Raw genomic sequence first — 18,437 nt, 5'->3', positions numbered from 1 at the left:
AGGGGTTCGGGAAGTAGCTTCCGTGGGGATAAGGAGAGAAAGAGTGGAACAGGAATACCTGATTAATCTCTTGTACGTGGTGGCTTTTTTCCTCGGAGGTGTGGCCTTCGCCCTGGGTCCGGTCATCATCTCCCTGCTGCTCGCTCCCCGCACCCGCCAAGTCCAAACCGACACCCTTTACGAGTGCGGCATGCAGCCCATCGGCGAAGCCTGGGTTCGCTTCGGTATTGTCTACTATCTCTATGCCCTGATTTTTCTCGCTTTCGCCGTCGACGTCCTGTTTCTTCTCCCGGTAGCCCTGATCTACGCCAAAGAAGTTATCCTCGGCTCCGCCCTGCTCGATTTCATCGTCGTTTTTCTGTTTATTGACACCTTGGCGCTGGCCGTGGTTTACGCCTGGAAAAAAGGAATTTTTCAGTGGGAACGGAGAGTATGATTAAACTGCCCAACCACTCCGAACAGCGGCCGCAGGACGACCACCCCCCGGTGGTGCAGTTCGCGGTTCTGGACAAACTGCTCAACCTGGGCCGGGCCAACTCGCTGTGGCCCATGACCTTCGGCCTGGCCTGCTGCGCCATCGAGATGATGGCCACCGGCGCTTCTCGTTTTGACCTGGACCGTTTCGGGGCCGGGGTCTTCCGCCCCGCTCCCAAGCAGTCCGACGTGATGATCGTGGCCGGCACCATCAGTAAAAAAATGGCCCCGGCCATCGTTACCCTGTACGAACAGATGCCGCACCCCAAGTGGGTGATCGCCATGGGCAACTGTGCCATTTCCGGGGGGCCCTTTGTCTTTGAAGGCCAGTACGGCATTGTCGAAGGGGCCGATAAGATTTTACCGGTGGATGTGTACATTCCCGGTTGCCCGCCCCGGCCCGAGGCCCTCATCGAAGGCCTGCTGCTGCTGGAGGAAAAACTCACCGGCAGCCGCCGTTTCCCCAGGGTGGAACCGGAGGTGGGCCCATGAAGGCCGTTGCGCTGGAAAAGGCCCTGGCAGCAGTGCCCGGCGCCCGGGTGACCACCGGCGATCACCCCGCCCGTGGTGTCCATCTTGAGGTAAGCGTTCCTTCCGGGGAGATCGCGGCAGCGGCGCGGGTGCTCGACCAGGAGGGTTACTTCATCGAGGCCATTACCGGGGTCGACTGGCTGGGTGAACAGGAGGCCCTGGCCAAGGAAGCGGCCAAGAAGGCGGAGGCGGCTAAAAAAGCGGCGGAAAAAGCCGCCGCTGAGGCGGCTGAGCAGGGCGAAGCGGCAGCGGCGCCGGCAGCAGCTTCAGAATCACCGCCGGCGCCGGCGGCAGAGGAGCCGGCAGCGGCACCGGAGCCGGTGGAAGACAGCTTTGAGGTGGTGTACGATTTTAACCACTACCAGGAGCTTTGCCGGGTCGTCCTCCGCACCCGGGTCCCCCGCAGCCAGCCTCAGCTGCCGACCATCTCCGATATTTACCCCGGCGCCAACTGGCATGAGCGGGAAACCCACGACTTTTTCGGCTTGGTCTTTACCGGGCATCCCGATCTGTCGCCGTTGCTGTTGCCGGAAGACGCCGATTTTCACCCCCTGCGCAAGGATTATAAGCCATGAGCCAACTGGCCGCCGATCCCGCCTACGAAACCTTCGTCCTCAACATGGGGCCGCAGCATCCGGCCACCCATGGGGCCCTGCGGGTCAAACTCCTGATGGATGGCGAGTTTATCGTCGAGGCCGAGCCGGTTTTGGGCTATATCCACCGGATGCACGAAAAGATGGGGGAAAATCGTACCTACCATCAGTTTTTGCCCAACCCCAGCCGGTTGGACTATCTTTCGGCCATGGCTTACAACCACGGTTATGTGGCCGCGGTGGAGCGGGCCGCCGGCATTGCCGTGCCGGAACGGGCTGAGTACCTGCGGGTGATCACCGTGGAGTTGAACCGGGTTTCCAGTCATCTGCTCTGGTTGGGCGCCTTCGTGCTTGACCTGGGCGGCTTCACCCCCCTGCTGTACACCATGGACGATCGTGAGCAGATTCTCGACCTGCTGGAACGGGTCACCGGTTCCCGCCTGACTTACTGTTATTTCCGCTTTGGCGGTCTGTACAACGACGTCGACGACCAGTTCGAGGCCGGCGCCCGGGCGGTGGTTAAGCGGATCCGGGAAGCGCTGCCCATGTATCACAACCTGATCACTAAGAACATCATCCTGCGCCAACGGCTGGAGGGTATCGGCGTGGTGACCGGGGAGATGTGCCGCAAGTACGGCGCCACCGGACCGGTGGCCCGCGGCTCGGGCATTCCCTACGACGTGCGCAAGCACGAGCCCTATTCGGTCTACCCGGAGTTTGATTTTGATATCCCGGTGTACGAGCAGGGCGACTCCATGGCCCGCTACCTGGTGCGGATGGATGAAATCGAGCAGAGCCTGCGCATCGTAGAACAGGGGCTGGATAAACTGCCAGACGGGCCGGTAATGGCGGAAAAGGTGCCCAAGATCATCAAGCCGCCCAAGGGGGATTATTACCACGCCGTCGAGGCGGCTCGGGGTTCCTTCGGGGTGCGGCTGGTCAGCGACGGCAGCAACACTCCCTATCGCCTCAAGCTGCGCTCACCCTGTTTCAGCAATGTCAGCCTTTTCGGCGAGGCGGCTCGCGGCCTGCTGCTGGCCGATGCGGTGGCCCTGTTTGGTAGCCTGGACCTGGTAATTCCGGACATCGACCGTTAGGAGTGATGAATTTATGAGTGAGATGCCAGAAATATTCCGGGTTTTGGCCTTTGTCGGCGGCATCATGGCCCTGGTGGGGCTTAACGCTGCCTTCTCGGTCTGGCTGGAACGGAAGGTGGCCGGCCATATTCAGCGCCGCATCGGACCCAAGGAGGTCGGGCCGTTCGGTATTATCCAGTCGCTGGCCGACGGTATTAAGCTGATGAGCAAGCAGTTGGTGGTGCCGGCCAAGGCCGACCCCATCCTCTACCGCCTGGCCCCGGCCCTGACCATGATCACCGCGGTGATGGTCTTTGTGGTGATTCCCTTCGGCCCGGCCCTGGTGGCCGTCGACCTCAACATTGGCCTGCTGCTGGTCTTCGCCATCGCCTCGGTCAACGTCCTGGCCCTGCTCATGGGTGGCTGGGGTTCCAACAACAAGTACGCGGTGATCTCCGCCACCCGGGCGGTTTCGCAGAACGTCGCCTACGAGGTGCCGATGCTGATCACCGTGGTGAGCGTGGTGATGATCACCGGCACCATGAACCTCAACACCATCGTCGGCCAGCAGCAAAACCTGCTGCAGTGGTACATCTTCCCCTGGAACGGCAGTATTCTGCTGCCGGTGGCCTTCCTGATCTTCTTTGTCTGCGCCATGGCCGAAACCAACCGGGCCCCGTTTGACCTGGGCGAGGCGGAAAGCGAGCTGGTGGCCGGCTTTCATACCGAGTACGGGGGCATGGGCTTCGGCCTGTTCTTCCTGGGTGAGTACGGCCATGTCTTTGTCGGCTGCGCCCTGGCCAGCATCCTCTTTCTCGGCGGCTGGCAATGTCCCTTGGGCATCCTGCCCGGGGTACACTGGCTGCTGATCAAGACTTACCTGCTGGTCTTCGTGGTGATGTGGATTCGCTGGACCTACCCCCGGACCACCCTTTACGGCTTGCTGAACCTCTCCTGGAAGGTGCTGGTGCCCTTTTCCCTGGCCGTCCTGGTGGTTACCGCGGCCATGCTGAAGGTGTTTTAAGATGAGCGGCTATTTTAAAGAAATTTACGATGGCTGTAAAAGCCTGGTAGTAGGCCTGGGGATCACCTTCAAGTACATGATCCGGCCGGTGGTGACCCTGCAGTACCCCCGCCAGGCGGTGAAAATGGCGCCGCGCTACCGGGGCCATATCGATCTGGTGCCGGATGCCGAGAGCGGCAACAAGTGCATCGCCTGCGGCATGTGCCAGCGCAACTGCCCGTCGGGCTGCATCACGCTTAAGAGTGAAAAACCCGAAGGGGCCAAGAAAAAGGTGCTCACCGGCTACCGGCTGGATTTTACCAAATGCAGCCTCTGCGGGCTCTGTGTGGAAAGCTGTCCCACCGACGCCCTGGATTTTTCCAAAGAATACAACCTGGCCGGTTTCAAGGCCGAAGATTTTGTCTTTGACCTGCTAAAACGTTGCGAGGAACGGAGGCGATGACGCCATTATTTACCGTAGAAGGACTGGCCGGGGTGGTTTTCTTCGGCTTCATCCTGCTGATCATCTTCGGCGCCCTGGTGGCCACCAACGCCGTCAACCTGATCCGGGCGGTGTGCGGTCTGGCCCTTTGCCTGGTGGGGGTGGCCGGGATTTATTATTTCCTGCAAAGCCCCTTCCTGGCCCTGATGCAGGTTCTGATTTATGCCGGAGCGGTCTGTGTGGCCATTGTCTTTGCGGTGATGCTGGCCGAACCCCAGGGGGCAAAAAGGCTGGAACGGGCCCATCCCCTGGCCGGGCCGGGGGCTTTTGCCGCCGCCGCCCTGATGGCCTGGGGGCTGGCCGCCCTGGCCCTGCGGACCTCCTGGCCGGAAGCGTCCAGTCAGGTTAATGCCGGTGCCCTGGAAGATGTGGGGCGGGCGATGATGACCACCTTTGTGGTCAGTTTTGAACTGATTTCCCTGATTTTGCTGGTGGCCATCATCGGTTCACTAGTCCTGGCCCGCCGCGGCCGCCGGTAAAACTTCCGCCGGCGCCGCATCTTGCGGCGATCGGCCCGGCTTGCGTACTGATGTACGCGGCGCCGGTCCGCTTGCCGCAACCTGCGGCACCGGCGAAAGTTTTACGCCACTGTCGGGGGTGTTTGCGGGTGACTTGGTAGTGATGGGGGGCAACTTGCCAGTTTGTTTGGCCCGATGGGGCCGCGCACTGTGGAGAGACCATGGAAATACCGGTTGTTTACAATACGCTTGAGACCTATTTGCTGATTGCCGCGCTGCTGTTTGGCTTCGGGATTTATGGGATGCTGAAAAACCGCAGCCTGATCGGGATTCTGATCTCCGCCGAACTGGTGCTTTGTGCCGCTTCGGTGAACTTCATGGCCTTCAACCGCTTCCTGGTGGCCGACCCGGCGGTGGGGCAGATCTTCGCCCTCTTTATCATGGGGCTGGCGGCGGCGGAAGCGGCCATTATTCTAAGTATCATCGTCGCGGTTTACCGTAACTACAAGTCCATCGACCCCGAAGAGACGGCGGAGCTGGCGGGGTAACCCAAGGATTGCCTGATTATGGAACCAATTGTTTCGTCAAAACCGTTGCTGGCTCTGCTGGCCGCCCTGATCGGGGCCATCCTGGTGATGCTTTCCGGGCGCAACCCCAATATCCGGGAATCGTGGTCCATGCTGGCGGCGGTGGTGATGTTCACCATCATCGCCTCCATGGTGCCGGTGATTCTGGCCGGCAAGACCCTGGTTTATCCCATTTTTCAAATCCTGCCCGGGGTTTCGGTGACCCTGCGGGTGGATGCCTTTTCGCTGATCTTCGCCCTGGCCGCCTCCTTCCTCTGGATTCTGGCGGTTTCCTACTCAGCCGGCTACATGCGGGGGCTGCACGAGCATGCCCAGACCAGGTTCAACACCTGTTTCGCCCTGGCCCTGTTCGGAGCCATGGGGGTGGCTTTTGCCGACAACCTCTTCACCCTCTATCTCTTCTACGAGATCGTCAGTATCGGCACCTACCCCCTGGTGGCCCACCACCAGGACCAAGAGGGCTATGAAGGAGCCAAGAAGTACATCGTTTACCTGACCGCCACCGCCAAGGGGCTGGTGTTGCCGGCCATGATCCTGATCTATGTGCTCACCGGCACCCTGGAATTTGCCGACAACGTCAGCACCGGCATTCTTCCCGAGGGCGCCAATGCGGCCCTGGTTACGGTGCTCTACTTCTTCTGCCTGCTGGGCTTTGCCAAAAACGGGGTGATGCCGTTCCACGGCTGGTTACCCGGCGCCATGGTGGCCCCCACCCCGGTTTCCGCCCTGTTGCACGCGGTGGCGGTGGTCAAGGTCGGGGTCTTCTGCACCACCCGGGTGATGCTCTACGTCTTCGGCGTCGACATCATGGATGATCTCAACCTGGGGATTATCACCGCCTACTTTGTTTCCTTCACCATCCTGACGGCCTCCATCATCGCCCTGACCAAGGACAATCTCAAGGCCCGGCTGGCCTACTCCACCGTCAGCCAGCTCAGCTACATCATCCTCGGGGTGGCCCTGCTGACCCCGGCGGCGGTGGAAGGCGGGTTGATCCATATCACCAACCACGCCTTTGCCAAGATCACTCTCTTCTTCTGCGCCGGGGCGATCTACGTCGCCGCCCACAAGAAGAATATCTCCGAGATGGGGGGCCTGGGCCGGGTGATGCCCTTTACCTTCGGGGCCTTTGCCATTGCCTCGCTATCCATGATCGGGGCGCCGCCGGTGGCCGGCTTTGTCACCAAATGGTACCTGCTGATCGGCTCCCTGGATGCCGCCCAGTTGGGCATTGTGCTGGTGCTGCTGGTCTCCACCCTGCTCAATGTCGGTTACTTTGCCCCCATCACCTACAAGGCCTTCTTCGGCAAACCGCCGGCCGGCGAGACCCTGCCCGCCGGGATCAAGGAAGCGCCGCTGACCATGGTGATTCCCATTGTGATTGCCGCCACCATTTCGGTGATTATCGGTATTTATCCTGATTTTATGCTGCAGTTTGTCAAAATGGTTACTGCGGGATTGATGTAAGAGAGGCCGGCCATGATTGTGGAAATTATCGATAAATTGCGTGCCCGCCTGCCCCTGCTGGCCAAGCTTGCTCTGGCCCTGCTGGCGCTGTTGCTGCTGTGGGATATTTTGCTGCTGGACAAGACCAAGGCCTATACCGCCGCCGAGCTGTTGCCGGGCTTCTGGTCGTTATTCGGGTTTGGCGCGGCGGTGGTGATCATTGTGGTGGCCAAAACCATTGGTCTGATCGGCCTGCAGACCGACGAGGATTATTATGATAAGTAATATCTGGCTGCACCCGGCCTTAATTCTGATCATCGGTGCCTGCGCCGTGCCTTTCTTCCGTGGGGCGCTGCGAGTGCCCTTCCTGCTGCTGATCCCGACCCTGTCATTCGGGGCGGTGCTGAGCATGACGCCGGGGGTTTACGGGGTCTTCAGCTTTGCCGACTGGGAACTGGTCTTTGGCCGGGTCGACTCATTAAGCCTGGTATTTGCTTACATCATGGCCCTGATGTGCATTCTGGGCACCCTTTACGGGCTGCATGTCCGGGATCCATACCAGCACATGGCCGCCTGGTTTTACGTGGCCGGCTCGCTGGGGGTTATTTTTGCCGGCGATTTCCTGGTGCTCTTTCTCTTCTGGGAGATCATGGCCTTTGCCTCCACCTTCCTGATCTGGTTCCGGGGCCGGGCCCAGTCGCTGGGGGCCGGTTACCGCTACCTGCTGGTGCACACCGCCGGCGGCCTGGCCCTGCTGGCCGGCATCGTCCTGCATTACCACGCCACCGGTGGCGATTTGAGCTTTAACGCACTCGATATCAGCCAGCCCACCGTTGCCACCTGGCTGATCCTCATCGGCTTCATGCTCAACGCCGCCGTCTTCCCGCTCCACTCCTGGCTGCCCGATGCCTATGGTGAGGCCTCGGTGGTGGGGGCGGTGTTCATGTGCGCCTTTACCACCAAGACCGCGGTCTATACCCTGGCCCGAGGGTTTGCCGGCATGGAGATCCTGATCCCCCTGGGGGTGATCATGGCGGTGGTGGGGGTGATTTACGCGGTGCTGGAAAACGATGCCCGGCGGCTGCTGGCCTACAGTATCATCAGCCAGGTGGGCTACATGGTGGCGGCGGTGGGGATCGGCAGCAGCCTGGCCATCAACGGCGCCGCCGCCCACGCCTTTGCCCACATTTTATACAAGGGCCTTTTGTTCATGGGGGTGGGTTCGGTGTTGCACATGACCGGCACCAGCAAGTTCACCGAGCTGGGCGGGTTGTATAAGAAGATGCCCCGGACCCTGCTCTTTACCCTGGTGGGTTGTGCCTCCATTGCCGCCTTCCCGCTCTTTTCCGGCTTTGTCAGCAAGTCGATGATTATCTCGGCGGGCTTTTACGGCGAGCACTACTGGGCCACCTTCATCCTGCTGGCCGCCTCCGCCGGCACCTTTCTCTACAACGGGCTGAAGCTGCCTTACCTGATCTGGTTCGGCGAGTCCCGCTGCTCGCAGGAAACTTATGAGCGGGCCGCCGATCCGCCCTGGCACATGCAGCTGGCCATGGGGATGGGCGCCTTTTTCTGTGTGCTGGTCGGGGTTTACTACCCTTACCTCTACGGTATGCTGCCCAACCCGGTCGAGTATCAACCCTACAATGCCTACCAGCTGGCGGAAACCTTGCAACTGCTCGGCTTCACCGCCCTGGCGTTTTATGTCATGCGCAAAATGCTGCTGCCCATCCCGACCATTACCCTGGATCTGGATTGGCTCTACCGCAAGGGCGGGCTCATCGTTCTGTGGCTGGCCAGAAAACCCATCCAGGGCGCCGATACCGCAGTGAACAATGCCTACAACACCTGGGGACTTAATCCTCTGATGACCGTCTCCCGTTTCTGGTCCTGGTTCGACTGGCACGCCATTGATGGGGTGGTGGATGGGCTGGCCCGGACGGTGCGGGGGGTCGGCGACCGGGTTCGCCACCTGCAGGCGGCCCGGATTCAGGTCAACGTGTTTACCACTGTTGCCTTTGTGGCCGTGCTGCTGATCCTCTATGTCTTTGCCAACTGACCTAAGGACTAGTGACTTATGGATTTTCTGCTGATCAACCAAGGGTTCCCGATTCTGAGCGCCCTGGTGTTTTTGCCGCTGCTGGGGGCGCTGGTTTTGCTGGTCATGCCGGGTGACAATGCCTGCCGCAGTTGGAGTCTGATTGTCACCGTGGCTACGGCGCTGGTCAGTCTGCCGCTTTTCTTCATGTTCGACACCAGCACCCACCTCTACCAGTTTGGGGAGCATCGCAGCTGGATCGCCGCCTGGGATATCAATTACACCCTGGGGGTGGACGGCATCAGCCTGCTGCTGGTGCTGATGACCACCATCATCATGCCGCTGTGTGTGCTGGGCTCCTGGCGTTATATCACCACCCGGGTCAAGGAATTCATGTTTTGCCTGCTGCTCATGGAAACCGCCATGCTGGGGGTTTTCATGGCCCTTGATTTCGTGCTTTTCTACATCTTCTGGGAAGCGATGCTGATTCCCATGTACCTGCTGATCGCCGTCTGGGGCGGGCCGCGCAAAATGTACGCCTCCATCAAGTTTTTCCTTTACACCCTGGCCGGCTCGGTGCTGCTGCTGGTGGCCATCATCGCCCTCTTTCTCACCTCCGAGCCCCAGACCTTCAGCATTCCGCTGCTGATGGAACAGCATTTCTCCACCACCTTCCAGATCTGGGTCTTTTTGGCCTTCTTCCTGGCCTTTGCCATCAAGGTACCCATGTTCCCCTTCCACACCTGGTTGCCGGCCGCCCACGTCGAGGCCCCCACCGCCGGCAGCGTGATCCTGGCTTCGGTGCTGCTGAAAATGGGCACCTACGGCTTTCTCCGTTTCTGCCTGCCCATCACCCCCGAGGCCACCTTTATATTCATGCCCTACATCCTCTGGCTCTCCATTATCGGGATCCTCTACGGCGGCTTCACCGCCCTGGCCCAGCAGGACATGAAGAAGCTGATCGCCTATTCCAGTGTCGGGCACATGGGCTTTGTCACCCTGGGGATTTTTGTTCTCAACGCCCAGGGGATCGAGGGCTCGATTTTGCAGATGGTCAACCATGGGATCACCACCGGGGCGCTGTTCTTCTGCGTGGGCATGCTCTATGAGCGGACCCACAGCCGGGAGTTGGTGCTCAACGCCGGGGTCGGCAAGCTGATGCCGATCTATGTTATCTTTCTGGGCTTCTTCTCGCTCTCATCCCTGGCCTTCCCTGGCACCAACTCCTTTGTCGGTGAGTTCATGATTTTAGCCGGGGGTTTCGAGCGTTCGATCCTGATCGCCGCTTTTGCCATTCCCGGCGCGGTACTGGCCGCCGCTTACATGTTCCGCCTGCTGCAGCGGGTGGTCTGGGGCGGCACCGACAACCCCAGGCACACCGGGCTGACGGACTTGAACGCCCGGGAAATCGTTATCCTGGCTCCTCTGTTGCTCTTTGTCTTCTGGATCGGCCTCTCGCCCGGCCCCTTCCTGGCGGTGATGGAGGTCAGTGTGGCCCATCTGCTGGAGCAGGTGGGTATGGCGGCCCAGACCGAGGGCATGGGATTGGCCCGCTTAATACCGTAAAGTACGGAACAGGATTGGTATGAAAATTCTTCTTTTTCTTCCCGAATTATTTCTCCTGCTGGGCGCTCTGGTGCTTTTTAACCTGAGTGTGGCCGGCGCCGACGGCCGCAAGGCCCGCCTGACGGCACTGCTTTTTGCCGCCGTGGCGGCGGTTGCGGCCTTGGCCTGCCTTGGGCAGCAGGGCACCATCTTCTTTGAAGCTCTGCGGATGGACTTTTTCTCCCAGTTGGTCAAACTGATCCTGGCCCTGGGCCTGGTGGCGGTGCTGGTGATCGGTCGGGAACTCAAAGACATTGCCGACGGCGTGCGGCCGGAATACTACCTCTTCATGCTCTGTTCGGTGGTTGGGCTGATGATGCTGGTCAGCAGCGCCGAGTTGCTGACCCTGTTCATGGCCCTGGAGCTATCCTCCTACTGCCTCTACCTGATGGTCCCCATGCGGGATGACCGTAAAGGGCTGCGCATCCAAATGGAGGCGGCGGTCAAGTACGTAATCTTCGGGGTGGTGGCCAGCGGCATCATGCTCTTTGGCATGAGCTACCTGTTTGCCTTAAGCGGCACCACCCATCTGCCGGAAATGGTACCGGTGCTGGCCGGGATGCTCGATAACCCGGCGGTGCTGGTGGGGATCGTGATGGTGATGGCGGGCTTTTTCTACAAGCTGGCCATCTTCCCCTTCCATTTCTGGGTACCCGATGTCTACCAGGGGGCCTCCAACGAGACCACAACCTTCATCGCCTCCCTGCCCAAGATCGCCGCCGCCGCCATGCTGATCAAAATTTCCACCCTGGCCGCGCCGGGGGCCGGCACCGGAACCCTGGTGACGCTGTTGACCATGCTGGCGGTAATTTCCATGTTCTACGGCAACCTCTCGGCGCTGGTGCAGACCGATATTAAGCGGATGCTGGGCTTTTCCGGCATCGCCCACGCCGGCTTTATCTTGGTGGGGGTTTTGACCCTGGATGTGATGGGCTACGCCGCCGCCCTGTACTACGCCACCGGTTACGTGGTGATGAGCTTGGCCTGCTTCCTGGTGATCTGCAATGTCTCCCGGGCCGGTGAAAATGTCAAAATCGAAGACCTCAGCGGCCTCTATCGGCGGGCACCGCTGCTGGCCCTGGTGCTGGCGGTGGGGCTCTTTGCCCTGGCCGGCATCCCGCCCTTTGTTGGTTTCATGGGCAAGTTCTTCCTGCTGACCAGCGCCCTGCAGCAGGGCCACCTGGCCCTGGTAATCCTGGCGGCGATCAACACCGCCATCGCCATCTACTACTACCTGTCGGTGGTGCGGGTGGTCTACACCGCCGAACCGGAGTCAAGACCGGCCATCGGACTAAACCTGCCCACCCGGACCCTGGGCGTGGCCCTGGTGCTGATCATCATCGCCCTGGGCGTCCTGCCCGGCATGGCCCTGGACACAGCAGCCATGGCGGTTCGCTCTTTGGGCTAATAAACCAAAAGAGGCAACACCAACGTCGCTTGAAGCCTGAACGGGGGCCGCGGCAACCGGTAGCGGCGGGTTTGGCGGCGGCCGGGCACATGGACGTGCAGGAGGCCGACGCCACCCCCATAGATGATTTGGGGACGGGCAGGCAACCCGCCGAGAATGAGCCGCTACCGGTTGTCGCGGCCCCCACCCCGGTGCAACAACCAATCACCTAAAGTGTTCCGGCCACCCCGATCGCCTTTTTGGCGGCGGGGTGGCCGTTTTTTGCTTTAGCCAAAAGGGTAAACGGGGTATCATGCAAGTCAGATGACGGCAACGAGGATCAGGGTTAATTGACCGGAAGGCAACTCTGGCCATAGGGTACCAGGAGACAGATCGCAGTGAGTGAAATTAAAAGCAGCATGGAAAAGGTGATGGAGCGGCTGGCGGCCATGGACGCCAAAGGTGCCGACCGGGCCGACACCGGCCTGGCCGAGGAAGAACTGGTTCGGGAGGGGATGCGGCGGGCCGCCGCGTACCTGAACGGTGAACAGCTTGACCTGGCCGCCGACCTGACCGCCGCACCGCCGGAAAAGCAAGCGGCTTTGCGGCGGGGGATGTTTCAGACACTGGCCCGCAACATTTTCCTGCCCCGGGACGAGGAACAGCTTGGCCCGGCGGAACGGGCCATGGCCGGCATGGTCGCGCTGGCCGGGGGCAGTGGTGAATTGCTGCGTTTCCTGGGCGAGTTGAAGAAGGTGCTGGAGCAGTACCTGAATCATCAGAAGCAACTGCGCCAGCAACTGGCCGAGCAGTTTGCCCAGGAGATGGCCCGGCTGGAGGGTCAGCTTGCCGCTCAGACCGGGATGTCGCCCAACCTGCGCCCGGAACAGCACCCCAAATTCCAGGAGGAATGGCAGCGGGTGCTTGATGAACTGAACAGCCAGTACGGCCGTGCCCTGGAGCAGTACAAAGAGCAGATCCGGCAGTTTCTTGGGGCCTGAAAAGCGGCCTGGAACATAAATAACTCTCGGTGAGGTGGGACCATGGAAGTAGAGATCCTGCTGGATGTGGATGAGGTAAAACCCGAAGATCTGCCCCAGGTGGAACAGCGTTTCCGCAAGTGGTACGACGAGGGGAGTGAAGCCAGATACGGGCGGCATCGGTTTGAATACCTGCAGGAGCTCGACAAACCTTTCCGCTACCAGGTCGACTTCGGCCAGGCCGACCCCACCCGGGCCCTGCAGCACTTGCACGGCAAATTATTTCCTTACGGAGTGAAGGTCTTTGTTCATTTTCTCCACTAAAGTCGCCCCATGACTTTCACCACTGAGCGTTTAACCAGGCTGCGCCGCCGCCTGCAGCGGCGCGGGCTGGATGCCATGCTGGTGACCCAGCCGGAAAACCGGCGCTATCTCAGCGGCTTCACGGCCACCGATCACGGCATCAATGAAAGCTCCGGGGTGCTGCTGATCCCCGCCGCGGGTCGCCCCTTGCTGCTTACCGATGGCCGCTACCGGCTCCAGGCGGAAGAGGAGGCGCCGGATTTCGAGGTGCTGGTGTACCCCCGGGGGCTCTTCCCGCTGCTGCGCCGCCTCTTTAACACCCTCAAGCCCCGCCGGCTGGCCTTTGAAAGCCACTACCTGCTGCATTCGGTATATGGTCGGCTGGCCAAGCTGGCCGCGGACAAAGGGGTGGAACTGGTGGCGTTTACCGAGCTGGTGGAAGAACAGCGCCTGGTGAAAAGTTCGGCCGAACTTGAGCTGATCGAAGAGGCGGTGCGGCTTAATGAAAAGGTTTTTGCCCAGGCCTACCGCCAACTGCGCCCCGGCATCAGCGAGCAGGAGACAGCCTGGCTGATCGAGGACACCATGCGCCGCAGCGGCGCTCAGGGTCCCAGCTTCCCCACCATTGTTGCCGCCGGTCCCAATGGGGCCAAGCCGCATGCGGTGCCGACGGCCAGGAAAATCAAAGCCGGAGAGCCGGTAATCATCGACATGGGCCTGCAGATCGAGGGCTACTGTTCGGACATGACCCGTACCGTGGTTCTGGGGGAGCCCGACGATAAAACCCTGGGGCTGCTGCGCCTGGTACGCCGGGCGCAACTGGCCGGGCAGGAGGCCCTGCGGGCCGGGGTCAGCGGGCGCCATGTCGACCAGATGGCCCGCCGGGTCATTGCCGGGGCCGGCTATGGCGATTATTTCGACCACAGCCTGGGGCACGGGGTGGGGCTCAACGTCCACGAAGGCCCGACCTTAAGCTATCGTAACCGGAAAAAACTGCGCCCCGGCATGGTGGTTACCATCGAGCCCGGGGTTTACCTGCCCGGCTGGGGTGGGGTGCGGCTGGAAAATATGGCGGTGGTTACTCCCGAAGGCTGCCGCATTCTCAATCAGGATACCACCTTTCTCAATGTCTAATCCCTTTACCCTGTTAAGTTCTTCCAGCCAATGCGCCGCCCGGCGGGGTGAGTTGCGCACCCTGCACGGCACGGTGCAGACCCCGGTGTTCATGCCGGTGGGCACCCAGGCCACGGTTAAAGGGGTGACCCCGGAGCAGGTGCGGGAGTTGGGGGCCGAAATCATTCTGGGCAACACCTACCATCTTTACCTGCGGCCCGGCCATGAATTGATTAAAAAGTTCGGCGGCCTGCACCGTTTCATGAACTGGTCCGGGCCCATTCTCACCGATTCCGGCGGCTTTCAAATTTTCTCCCTGCAGCAACTGGCCAAAATCACCGAGGAGGGGGCCGCTTTCAAATCTCATATCGACGGTTCCTCGCTGTTTCTCAGCCCGGAATCGGCGGTGGCGGTGCAGGAGGATCTGGGTGCGGATATTATGATGTGCCTGGACACCTGTATCCCTTATCCCGCCGATTACCGGCAGGCCGAAGAAGCCACCGAGCTGACCAGTCGTTGGGCGGCGCGCTGTCGGGCTTCCCAGCGGGTCGACGGCCGTTTGCTGTTCGGGATCATTCAAGGCGGGATGTATCACGATTTGCGCCTGCGGTCGCTGGCCGCGCTGCAGGAAATCGGCTTCGACGGCTACGCCATCGGCGGCTTGAGCGTGGGGGAGCCGGAAGAGCTGATGTATGAAATCTGCGAGGCCACTGCCGCCGCCATGCCCGCCGCCCGGGCCCGCTACCTGATGGGAGTGGGCACTCCGCGCAACCTGGTGGAGGCGGTTTACCGCGGGATCGACATGTTCGACTGCGTTATGCCCACTCGCAACGCCAGAAACGGAATGCTCTTTACTTCCCGGGGCAGGCTTGTTATAAAAAACGCTCGTTATCAGGATGATCCCAGGCCCCCGGACGAGGAATGCGGCTGCTATACCTGCCGCCATTATTCCCGGGCCTACCTGCGCCACCTGTACCAGGCGCGGGAGATCATGGCCTCGGTGCTGATGACCATTCACAACCTCAGCTACTACACCGGGCTGATGGCCGCCATGCGGCGCGCCATCGAGGAAGACCGTTTTCTGGAGTTCTATCGCGACTTCAACAACGCAACTAACGCTGCTTGAAAGCAAAATTACTGAAATTACTGGAGGAATCTTTATGGTAAGCGTAGCGCACGCCGCGGAAGCGGCGCCGGCGGCCGGCGGTTTCGGGGCTTTTATCCCCCTGATTCTTATTTTTGTTATCTTCTATTTTCTGCTCATTCGGCCCCAGCAGAAAAAAGCCAAGGAACACCAGCAGTTTTTGGCGGCCATGAAGATCGGTGACGAGGTCATCACCAGCGGCGGCATCCAGGGGACGATTACCGGCCTGTCCGATAACGTGGTCACCCTGGAGATTGCCGACAAGACCAGGGTCAAGGTAGCCCGGCCCTACATCATGGGCCCGGTCAGCCAGGATCTGGGCATGGCCAGACCGGCCGGCGGCTGATAATCTTACCCTTTGGTTGTGGTTACAACCGTACGGATACCACCCGCCCGCGCGTACCCTCTTATCGATGCCGGAGTAACTGATCACGGGAACCCCCTGTGTGACGATCTTCCAAGGGGTAAGCGGTCACGGGGTGCCCCGTGATCGCTTACACGCCGGAACAGGCCGTGGCGGGAGTAATTGCCGGGCCGGTCCAGGGTAAGACGCAGCAGACTGTTGGGGTTGGCCCGGGCCAGCGCTTGGCCTTCCAGGTCATGAATGGCCGTGACCCGGCAAGGGATATTGTTGAGCCCCCGCTCGAGAAATTCGATGGTATCCCCGCACTGGAAAGGGTTGCGGGCTTCCACCAGCGGCGCCGGCCCGCCTTTGCGCACAATCGCCGCCGGCACCCCGCGGGGATTGGCCGTGGTGCCGTCGTAAAGCATCTCGGTGGCCTCCGGCTGCTGCTCGAAAAAATTTTCGCTCTGCCCCCGGCCGCCGATCTTGCTCAGCTCCTCGGCAAAGGCCGGCGGCAGGGGGGTGTCCAACCCCTGTTGCTGCCAGAAATCAAGCGCCGCCCGGTAAAGGCGGACCACCGTGCCCACGTAAAAGAGGCTTTTCATCCGCCCCTCGATCTTCAGGGCGTCGGCCCCGGTCCGGATCAACTCCGGCAGGCGGTTCAACAGGCAAAGATCCTTAGCGTTGAAGATGTAACTGCCCCGTTCGTCCTCCTCCAGGGGGAAAAACTGCCCCGGCCGTTTTTCTTCCAGCAGCCGGTAGCGGTAGCGACAGGGATGGGCGCAGTCGCCCCGGTTGGCATCCCGGCCGGTGAGATAAAGGCTTAAGAAGCAGCGGCCGGAGTAGGAAATACAAAGCGCCCCATGGACGAAAATCTCCAACTCGGCGCGCACCCGTTGCCGTAAACCCTTGATCTCCGCCAAAGAGAGTTCCCGGGCCGGATTGATCCGGCTGACCCCGCAGGCCTCCCAGAAGGCGGCGCTTTCCGGGTTGGTGACGTTGGCCTGGGTGCTTAAGTGCACCGGCAACTCCGGCACCGTCCGGCGGGCCACCGCCAGAATACCGGGGTCGGCGATGATCAGCCCATCCACTCCCAACTCCCGTAAAAAAACCAGGTACTCCGGCAGGCCGGCAAAGTCCTGCTGGTGGGCAAAGATGTTGACCGTAACATAGACCCTGACCCCGTGTTCATGGGCCAGGGCGGTGGCTGTGCGCAGTTCCTCGTCGCTGAAGTTGCCGGCATGGGCCCGCAGGCCGAAGCGGCTGCCGCCCAAATATACGGCATCGGCCCCGTAATGGATGGCCACCTGCAGCTTTTCCAGATTTCCCGCCGGGGCCAGCAATTCGGGCCAGCGGTTGGGGAGAGGCGATTGGGCTGGGTCATTGGCTGGCGGCATCGGGTCTTGGTTCTCCTGGTTTTAACGGCACCCGTCCAGGCGCCACAAGTGCCCTGGCCGGGGGCAGCAATGTTTTGCCGCCGCCGGCTGGTTCTGGTAAAGTGGCAGGCATGTCGGCGGATAAAACTTCCTTATACCAGAAACGTGTCGCTGTTGCCATGAGCGGTGGGGTGGACAGCTCGGTTACCGCCGCCCTGATGTTGCAGGCCGGGGCCGAGGTGGAAGGGGTCTTCATGCGCCTGGCGCAGCCGGGAATCGAGGATCATCAGCGGCGGGTCGAGGGGGTGGCGGCCCATCTGGGTATTCCCCTGACCGTGCTGGATCTGGCCGAGCCCTTCGGGCAAAAGGTTTTGCAGCCCTTTGTCGCGGCCTATCTGGCCGGGCTGACCCCCAACCCCTGCGTGTTCTGCAACCGGCAGATCAAGTTTGGCCTGCTGCTGGAGGCCATGCTCTCCCGCGGGGTCGATTTCCTGGCCACCGGCCATTATGTTCGCCTGACCCCGGCGCTGCCCCTTGACCGCTTACTGTGCCGGGGGCTTGATCCCCGCAAGGACCAGTCTTACTTTCTCTGTCGGCTGAAAAGGGAGGTGCTGCCCCGCATTCTCTTCCCGCTGGGGGAGAAACGCAAGACCGAGGTTTATGAACTCGCCGCCTCTTTGGGCCTGAGCGGCCGCCACGGCCCGGAAAGCCAGGATGTCTGTTTCCTGGGTGAGCAGACGGTGGCCGATTTCCTGGCCGCTTACGCTGGGCAAGAGGCGCCGGCCGAGGGTCCCGCCGGGGGTCTCATTGTCACCACCGACGGCCGGGAGGTGGGGCGACATCGCGGGGTGTTTCGCTATACCATCGGCCAGCGTCGGGGCCTGGGCATTCCCGACGACACCCCCTACTACGTGGTGGCCCTGGACGCGCAAAGCAACCGGGTGGTGGTGGGCAAGCCCGAAGACCTGTTGCGTCGGCAGATTCGCCTGGGCGCGCTGAACTGGCTCATCGACCCGCCCCGGTTGCCCGCCCGCTTCAGCGTTCAGTTAAGGCACCGCCACCGCCCGGCCCCGGCCCTGCTGACCCCCGCCGCCGACGGCACCTTCACCCTTGATTTCGACCAACCTCAACGGGCTCCGGCCCCCGGTCAGTACGCCGCCTTCTACCAGGAAGACCAACTCCTGGGCGGCGGTGAGATCCTTTCTTAGGGCCTAGGCCAGCAGTTCATCCTTCTCCTGGTCGCTGCATTCCAGGCTGTAGTAGGCCAGGTAAACGGTACGCACCCCGGGGATGTCCTTCAGGCCGTCCAGGGCCGCTTTGACCTCTCCGGCCCGGTCCCGCTCGATCAGGAAGACGATTTTTACCCCCTGGGCCTCGGTTACCTCAATATTATCCGCCTCCAGGGTGGCCTTTACCTGTTCCAGCTCACTCTCTTCGTTTACTTCCACATAGCCGCTGGCTACCAGCATGGTTTACTC

21 protein-coding genes are annotated in these 18,437 nt (G+C 61.2%); 19 read left to right on the top strand and 2 right to left on the bottom strand.

Annotation, left to right across the window (positions count from 1 at the left end):
- Window positions 1-43: 43 nt before the first annotated feature.
- The 18 genes from DAAHT2_RS09795 (at window position 44) to yajC (ending at window position 15,586) form a co-directional block, all read left to right on the top strand.
- Window positions 44-436, top strand: coding sequence for an NADH-quinone oxidoreductase subunit A (locus DAAHT2_RS09795; RefSeq protein ID WP_013164133.1), 393 nt, complete (start codon window positions 44-46; stop codon window positions 434-436).
- Window positions 433-966 (top strand): NADH-quinone oxidoreductase subunit B, encoded by a 534-nt coding sequence (locus DAAHT2_RS09790; protein ID WP_013164132.1) that lies wholly within the window; start codon window positions 433-435, stop codon window positions 964-966. Before DAAHT2_RS09795 ends, DAAHT2_RS09790 begins: the two co-directional genes overlap by 4 nt.
- Window positions 963-1,580, top strand: coding sequence for an NADH-quinone oxidoreductase subunit C (locus DAAHT2_RS09785; protein ID WP_013164131.1), 618 nt, complete (start codon window positions 963-965; stop codon window positions 1,578-1,580). The genes DAAHT2_RS09790 and DAAHT2_RS09785 overlap by 4 nt, the downstream gene beginning before the upstream one ends.
- Entirely contained in the window at window positions 1,577-2,695 is a 1,119-nt protein-coding gene (locus tag DAAHT2_RS09780) for an NADH-quinone oxidoreductase subunit D (protein WP_013164130.1), read from the top strand. The genes DAAHT2_RS09785 and DAAHT2_RS09780 overlap by 4 nt, the downstream gene beginning before the upstream one ends.
- A 13-nt stretch (window positions 2,696-2,708) precedes the next feature.
- Window positions 2,709-3,698 carry an NADH-quinone oxidoreductase subunit NuoH gene (nuoH, locus tag DAAHT2_RS09775; protein ID WP_013164129.1) on the top strand — a complete coding sequence of 330 codons (990 nt, stop codon included), beginning with the start codon at window positions 2,709-2,711 and terminating at the stop codon, window positions 3,696-3,698.
- A gap of 1 nt (window position 3,699) precedes the next feature.
- The gene (locus DAAHT2_RS09770) at window positions 3,700-4,140 is read left to right on the top strand and encodes a NuoI/complex I 23 kDa subunit family protein (protein ID WP_013164128.1); all 441 of its coding nucleotides are present in this window, start codon (window positions 3,700-3,702) and stop codon (window positions 4,138-4,140) included.
- Window positions 4,137-4,658, top strand: a complete 522-nt coding sequence (locus DAAHT2_RS09765; protein WP_013164127.1) for an NADH-quinone oxidoreductase subunit J family protein — start codon at window positions 4,137-4,139, stop codon at window positions 4,656-4,658. Before DAAHT2_RS09770 ends, DAAHT2_RS09765 begins: the two co-directional genes overlap by 4 nt.
- A gap of 200 nt (window positions 4,659-4,858) precedes the next feature.
- Entirely contained in the window at window positions 4,859-5,185 is a 327-nt protein-coding gene (nuoK, locus tag DAAHT2_RS09760) for an NADH-quinone oxidoreductase subunit NuoK (RefSeq protein ID WP_013164126.1), read from the top strand.
- A gap of 18 nt (window positions 5,186-5,203) precedes the next feature.
- Window positions 5,204-6,691 carry a monovalent cation/H+ antiporter subunit D family protein gene (locus DAAHT2_RS09755; RefSeq protein ID WP_013164125.1) on the top strand — a complete coding sequence of 496 codons (1,488 nt, stop codon included), beginning with the start codon at window positions 5,204-5,206 and terminating at the stop codon, window positions 6,689-6,691.
- A gap of 12 nt (window positions 6,692-6,703) precedes the next feature.
- Window positions 6,704-6,955, top strand: a complete 252-nt coding sequence (locus DAAHT2_RS09750) for a hypothetical protein (protein WP_013164124.1) — start codon at window positions 6,704-6,706, stop codon at window positions 6,953-6,955.
- The gene (locus DAAHT2_RS09745) at window positions 6,945-8,729 is read left to right on the top strand and encodes a Na(+)/H(+) antiporter subunit D (protein ID WP_013164123.1); all 1,785 of its coding nucleotides are present in this window, start codon (window positions 6,945-6,947) and stop codon (window positions 8,727-8,729) included. Before DAAHT2_RS09750 ends, DAAHT2_RS09745 begins: the two co-directional genes overlap by 11 nt.
- 18 nt (window positions 8,730-8,747) lie before the next feature.
- On the top strand, window positions 8,748-10,274 hold the full coding sequence (locus tag DAAHT2_RS09740) for an NADH-quinone oxidoreductase subunit M (RefSeq protein WP_013164122.1): 1,527 nt from the start codon (window positions 8,748-8,750) through the stop codon (window positions 10,272-10,274).
- 19 nt (window positions 10,275-10,293) lie between these two features.
- Window positions 10,294-11,721: an NADH-quinone oxidoreductase subunit N gene (locus DAAHT2_RS09735; protein ID WP_013164121.1), complete on the top strand. Its 1,428-nt coding sequence runs from the start codon at window positions 10,294-10,296 to the stop codon at window positions 11,719-11,721.
- 377 nt (window positions 11,722-12,098) lie between these two features.
- Entirely contained in the window at window positions 12,099-12,701 is a 603-nt protein-coding gene (locus tag DAAHT2_RS09730; RefSeq protein ID WP_013164120.1) for a DUF6657 family protein, read from the top strand.
- 42 nt (window positions 12,702-12,743) lie between these two features.
- Window positions 12,744-13,004: a hypothetical protein gene (locus DAAHT2_RS09725; RefSeq protein ID WP_013164119.1), complete on the top strand. Its 261-nt coding sequence runs from the start codon at window positions 12,744-12,746 to the stop codon at window positions 13,002-13,004.
- Between the two features lie 9 nt (window positions 13,005-13,013).
- Window positions 13,014-14,117: a M24 family metallopeptidase gene (locus DAAHT2_RS09720; RefSeq protein WP_013164118.1), complete on the top strand. Its 1,104-nt coding sequence runs from the start codon at window positions 13,014-13,016 to the stop codon at window positions 14,115-14,117.
- Window positions 14,110-15,222 carry a tRNA guanosine(34) transglycosylase Tgt gene (gene tgt, locus DAAHT2_RS09715; RefSeq protein ID WP_013164117.1) on the top strand — a complete coding sequence of 371 codons (1,113 nt, stop codon included), beginning with the start codon at window positions 14,110-14,112 and terminating at the stop codon, window positions 15,220-15,222. Before DAAHT2_RS09720 ends, tgt begins: the two co-directional genes overlap by 8 nt.
- Before the next feature lie 34 nt (window positions 15,223-15,256).
- Window positions 15,257-15,586: a preprotein translocase subunit YajC gene (gene yajC, locus DAAHT2_RS09710; RefSeq protein ID WP_013164116.1), complete on the top strand. Its 330-nt coding sequence runs from the start codon at window positions 15,257-15,259 to the stop codon at window positions 15,584-15,586.
- Between the two features lie 83 nt (window positions 15,587-15,669).
- On the opposite strand, the gene DAAHT2_RS09705 is transcribed toward yajC, so the two are convergent.
- Window positions 15,670-16,980 (bottom strand): peptidase U32 family protein, encoded by a 1,311-nt coding sequence (locus DAAHT2_RS09705; protein ID WP_013164115.1) that lies wholly within the window; start codon window positions 16,978-16,980, stop codon window positions 15,670-15,672.
- A 110-nt stretch (window positions 16,981-17,090) separates the two neighbouring features.
- Here DAAHT2_RS09705 and mnmA point away from each other — a divergent pair, with 110 nt between their 5' ends.
- Window positions 17,091-18,167 carry a tRNA 2-thiouridine(34) synthase MnmA gene (gene mnmA, locus DAAHT2_RS09700; RefSeq protein ID WP_013164114.1) on the top strand — a complete coding sequence of 359 codons (1,077 nt, stop codon included), beginning with the start codon at window positions 17,091-17,093 and terminating at the stop codon, window positions 18,165-18,167.
- A 3-nt stretch (window positions 18,168-18,170) separates the two neighbouring features.
- On the opposite strand, the gene DAAHT2_RS09695 is transcribed toward mnmA, so the two are convergent.
- On the bottom strand, window positions 18,171-18,428 hold the full coding sequence (locus DAAHT2_RS09695; RefSeq protein ID WP_013164113.1) for a chaperone NapD: 258 nt from the start codon (window positions 18,426-18,428) through the stop codon (window positions 18,171-18,173).
- Window positions 18,429-18,437: the final 9 nt, after the last annotated feature.

This window comes from Desulfurivibrio alkaliphilus AHT 2 (assembly GCF_000092205.1).
Lineage (GTDB): Bacteria > Desulfobacterota > Desulfobulbia > Desulfobulbales > Desulfurivibrionaceae > Desulfurivibrio > Desulfurivibrio alkaliphilus.
This window is presented reverse-complemented; position numbering and strand designations above follow the sequence as displayed.

Excerpts from the sequence above, each read along its gene's own strand:
- DAAHT2_RS09790 (WP_013164132.1), top strand. The coding sequence starts at position 433 with ATGATTAAACTGCCCAACCACTCCGAACAGCGGCCGCAGGACGACCAC.
- DAAHT2_RS09785 (WP_013164131.1), top strand. The coding sequence starts at position 963 with ATGAAGGCCGTTGCGCTGGAAAAGGCCCTGGCAGCAGTGCCCGGCGCC.
- DAAHT2_RS09780 (WP_013164130.1), top strand. The coding sequence starts at position 1,577 with ATGAGCCAACTGGCCGCCGATCCCGCCTACGAAACCTTCGTCCTCAAC.
- nuoH (WP_013164129.1), top strand. The coding sequence starts at position 2,709 with ATGAGTGAGATGCCAGAAATATTCCGGGTTTTGGCCTTTGTCGGCGGC.
- DAAHT2_RS09770 (WP_013164128.1), top strand. The coding sequence starts at position 3,700 with ATGAGCGGCTATTTTAAAGAAATTTACGATGGCTGTAAAAGCCTGGTA.
- DAAHT2_RS09765 (WP_013164127.1), top strand. The coding sequence starts at position 4,137 with ATGACGCCATTATTTACCGTAGAAGGACTGGCCGGGGTGGTTTTCTTC.
- nuoK (WP_013164126.1), top strand. The coding sequence starts at position 4,859 with ATGGAAATACCGGTTGTTTACAATACGCTTGAGACCTATTTGCTGATT.
- DAAHT2_RS09755 (WP_013164125.1), top strand. The coding sequence starts at position 5,204 with ATGGAACCAATTGTTTCGTCAAAACCGTTGCTGGCTCTGCTGGCCGCC.
- DAAHT2_RS09750 (WP_013164124.1), top strand. The coding sequence starts at position 6,704 with ATGATTGTGGAAATTATCGATAAATTGCGTGCCCGCCTGCCCCTGCTG.
- DAAHT2_RS09745 (WP_013164123.1), top strand. The coding sequence starts at position 6,945 with ATGATAAGTAATATCTGGCTGCACCCGGCCTTAATTCTGATCATCGGT.
- DAAHT2_RS09740 (WP_013164122.1), top strand. The coding sequence starts at position 8,748 with ATGGATTTTCTGCTGATCAACCAAGGGTTCCCGATTCTGAGCGCCCTG.
- DAAHT2_RS09735 (WP_013164121.1), top strand. The coding sequence starts at position 10,294 with ATGAAAATTCTTCTTTTTCTTCCCGAATTATTTCTCCTGCTGGGCGCT.
- DAAHT2_RS09725 (WP_013164119.1), top strand. The coding sequence starts at position 12,744 with ATGGAAGTAGAGATCCTGCTGGATGTGGATGAGGTAAAACCCGAAGAT.
- DAAHT2_RS09720 (WP_013164118.1), top strand. The coding sequence starts at position 13,014 with ATGACTTTCACCACTGAGCGTTTAACCAGGCTGCGCCGCCGCCTGCAG.
- tgt (WP_013164117.1), top strand. The coding sequence starts at position 14,110 with ATGTCTAATCCCTTTACCCTGTTAAGTTCTTCCAGCCAATGCGCCGCC.
- yajC (WP_013164116.1), top strand. The coding sequence starts at position 15,257 with ATGGTAAGCGTAGCGCACGCCGCGGAAGCGGCGCCGGCGGCCGGCGGT.
- DAAHT2_RS09705 (WP_013164115.1), bottom strand. The coding sequence starts at position 16,980 with ATGCCGCCAGCCAATGACCCAGCCCAATCGCCTCTCCCCAACCGCTGG.
- mnmA (WP_013164114.1), top strand. The coding sequence starts at position 17,091 with ATGTCGGCGGATAAAACTTCCTTATACCAGAAACGTGTCGCTGTTGCC.
- DAAHT2_RS09695 (WP_013164113.1), bottom strand. The coding sequence starts at position 18,428 with ATGCTGGTAGCCAGCGGCTATGTGGAAGTAAACGAAGAGAGTGAGCTG.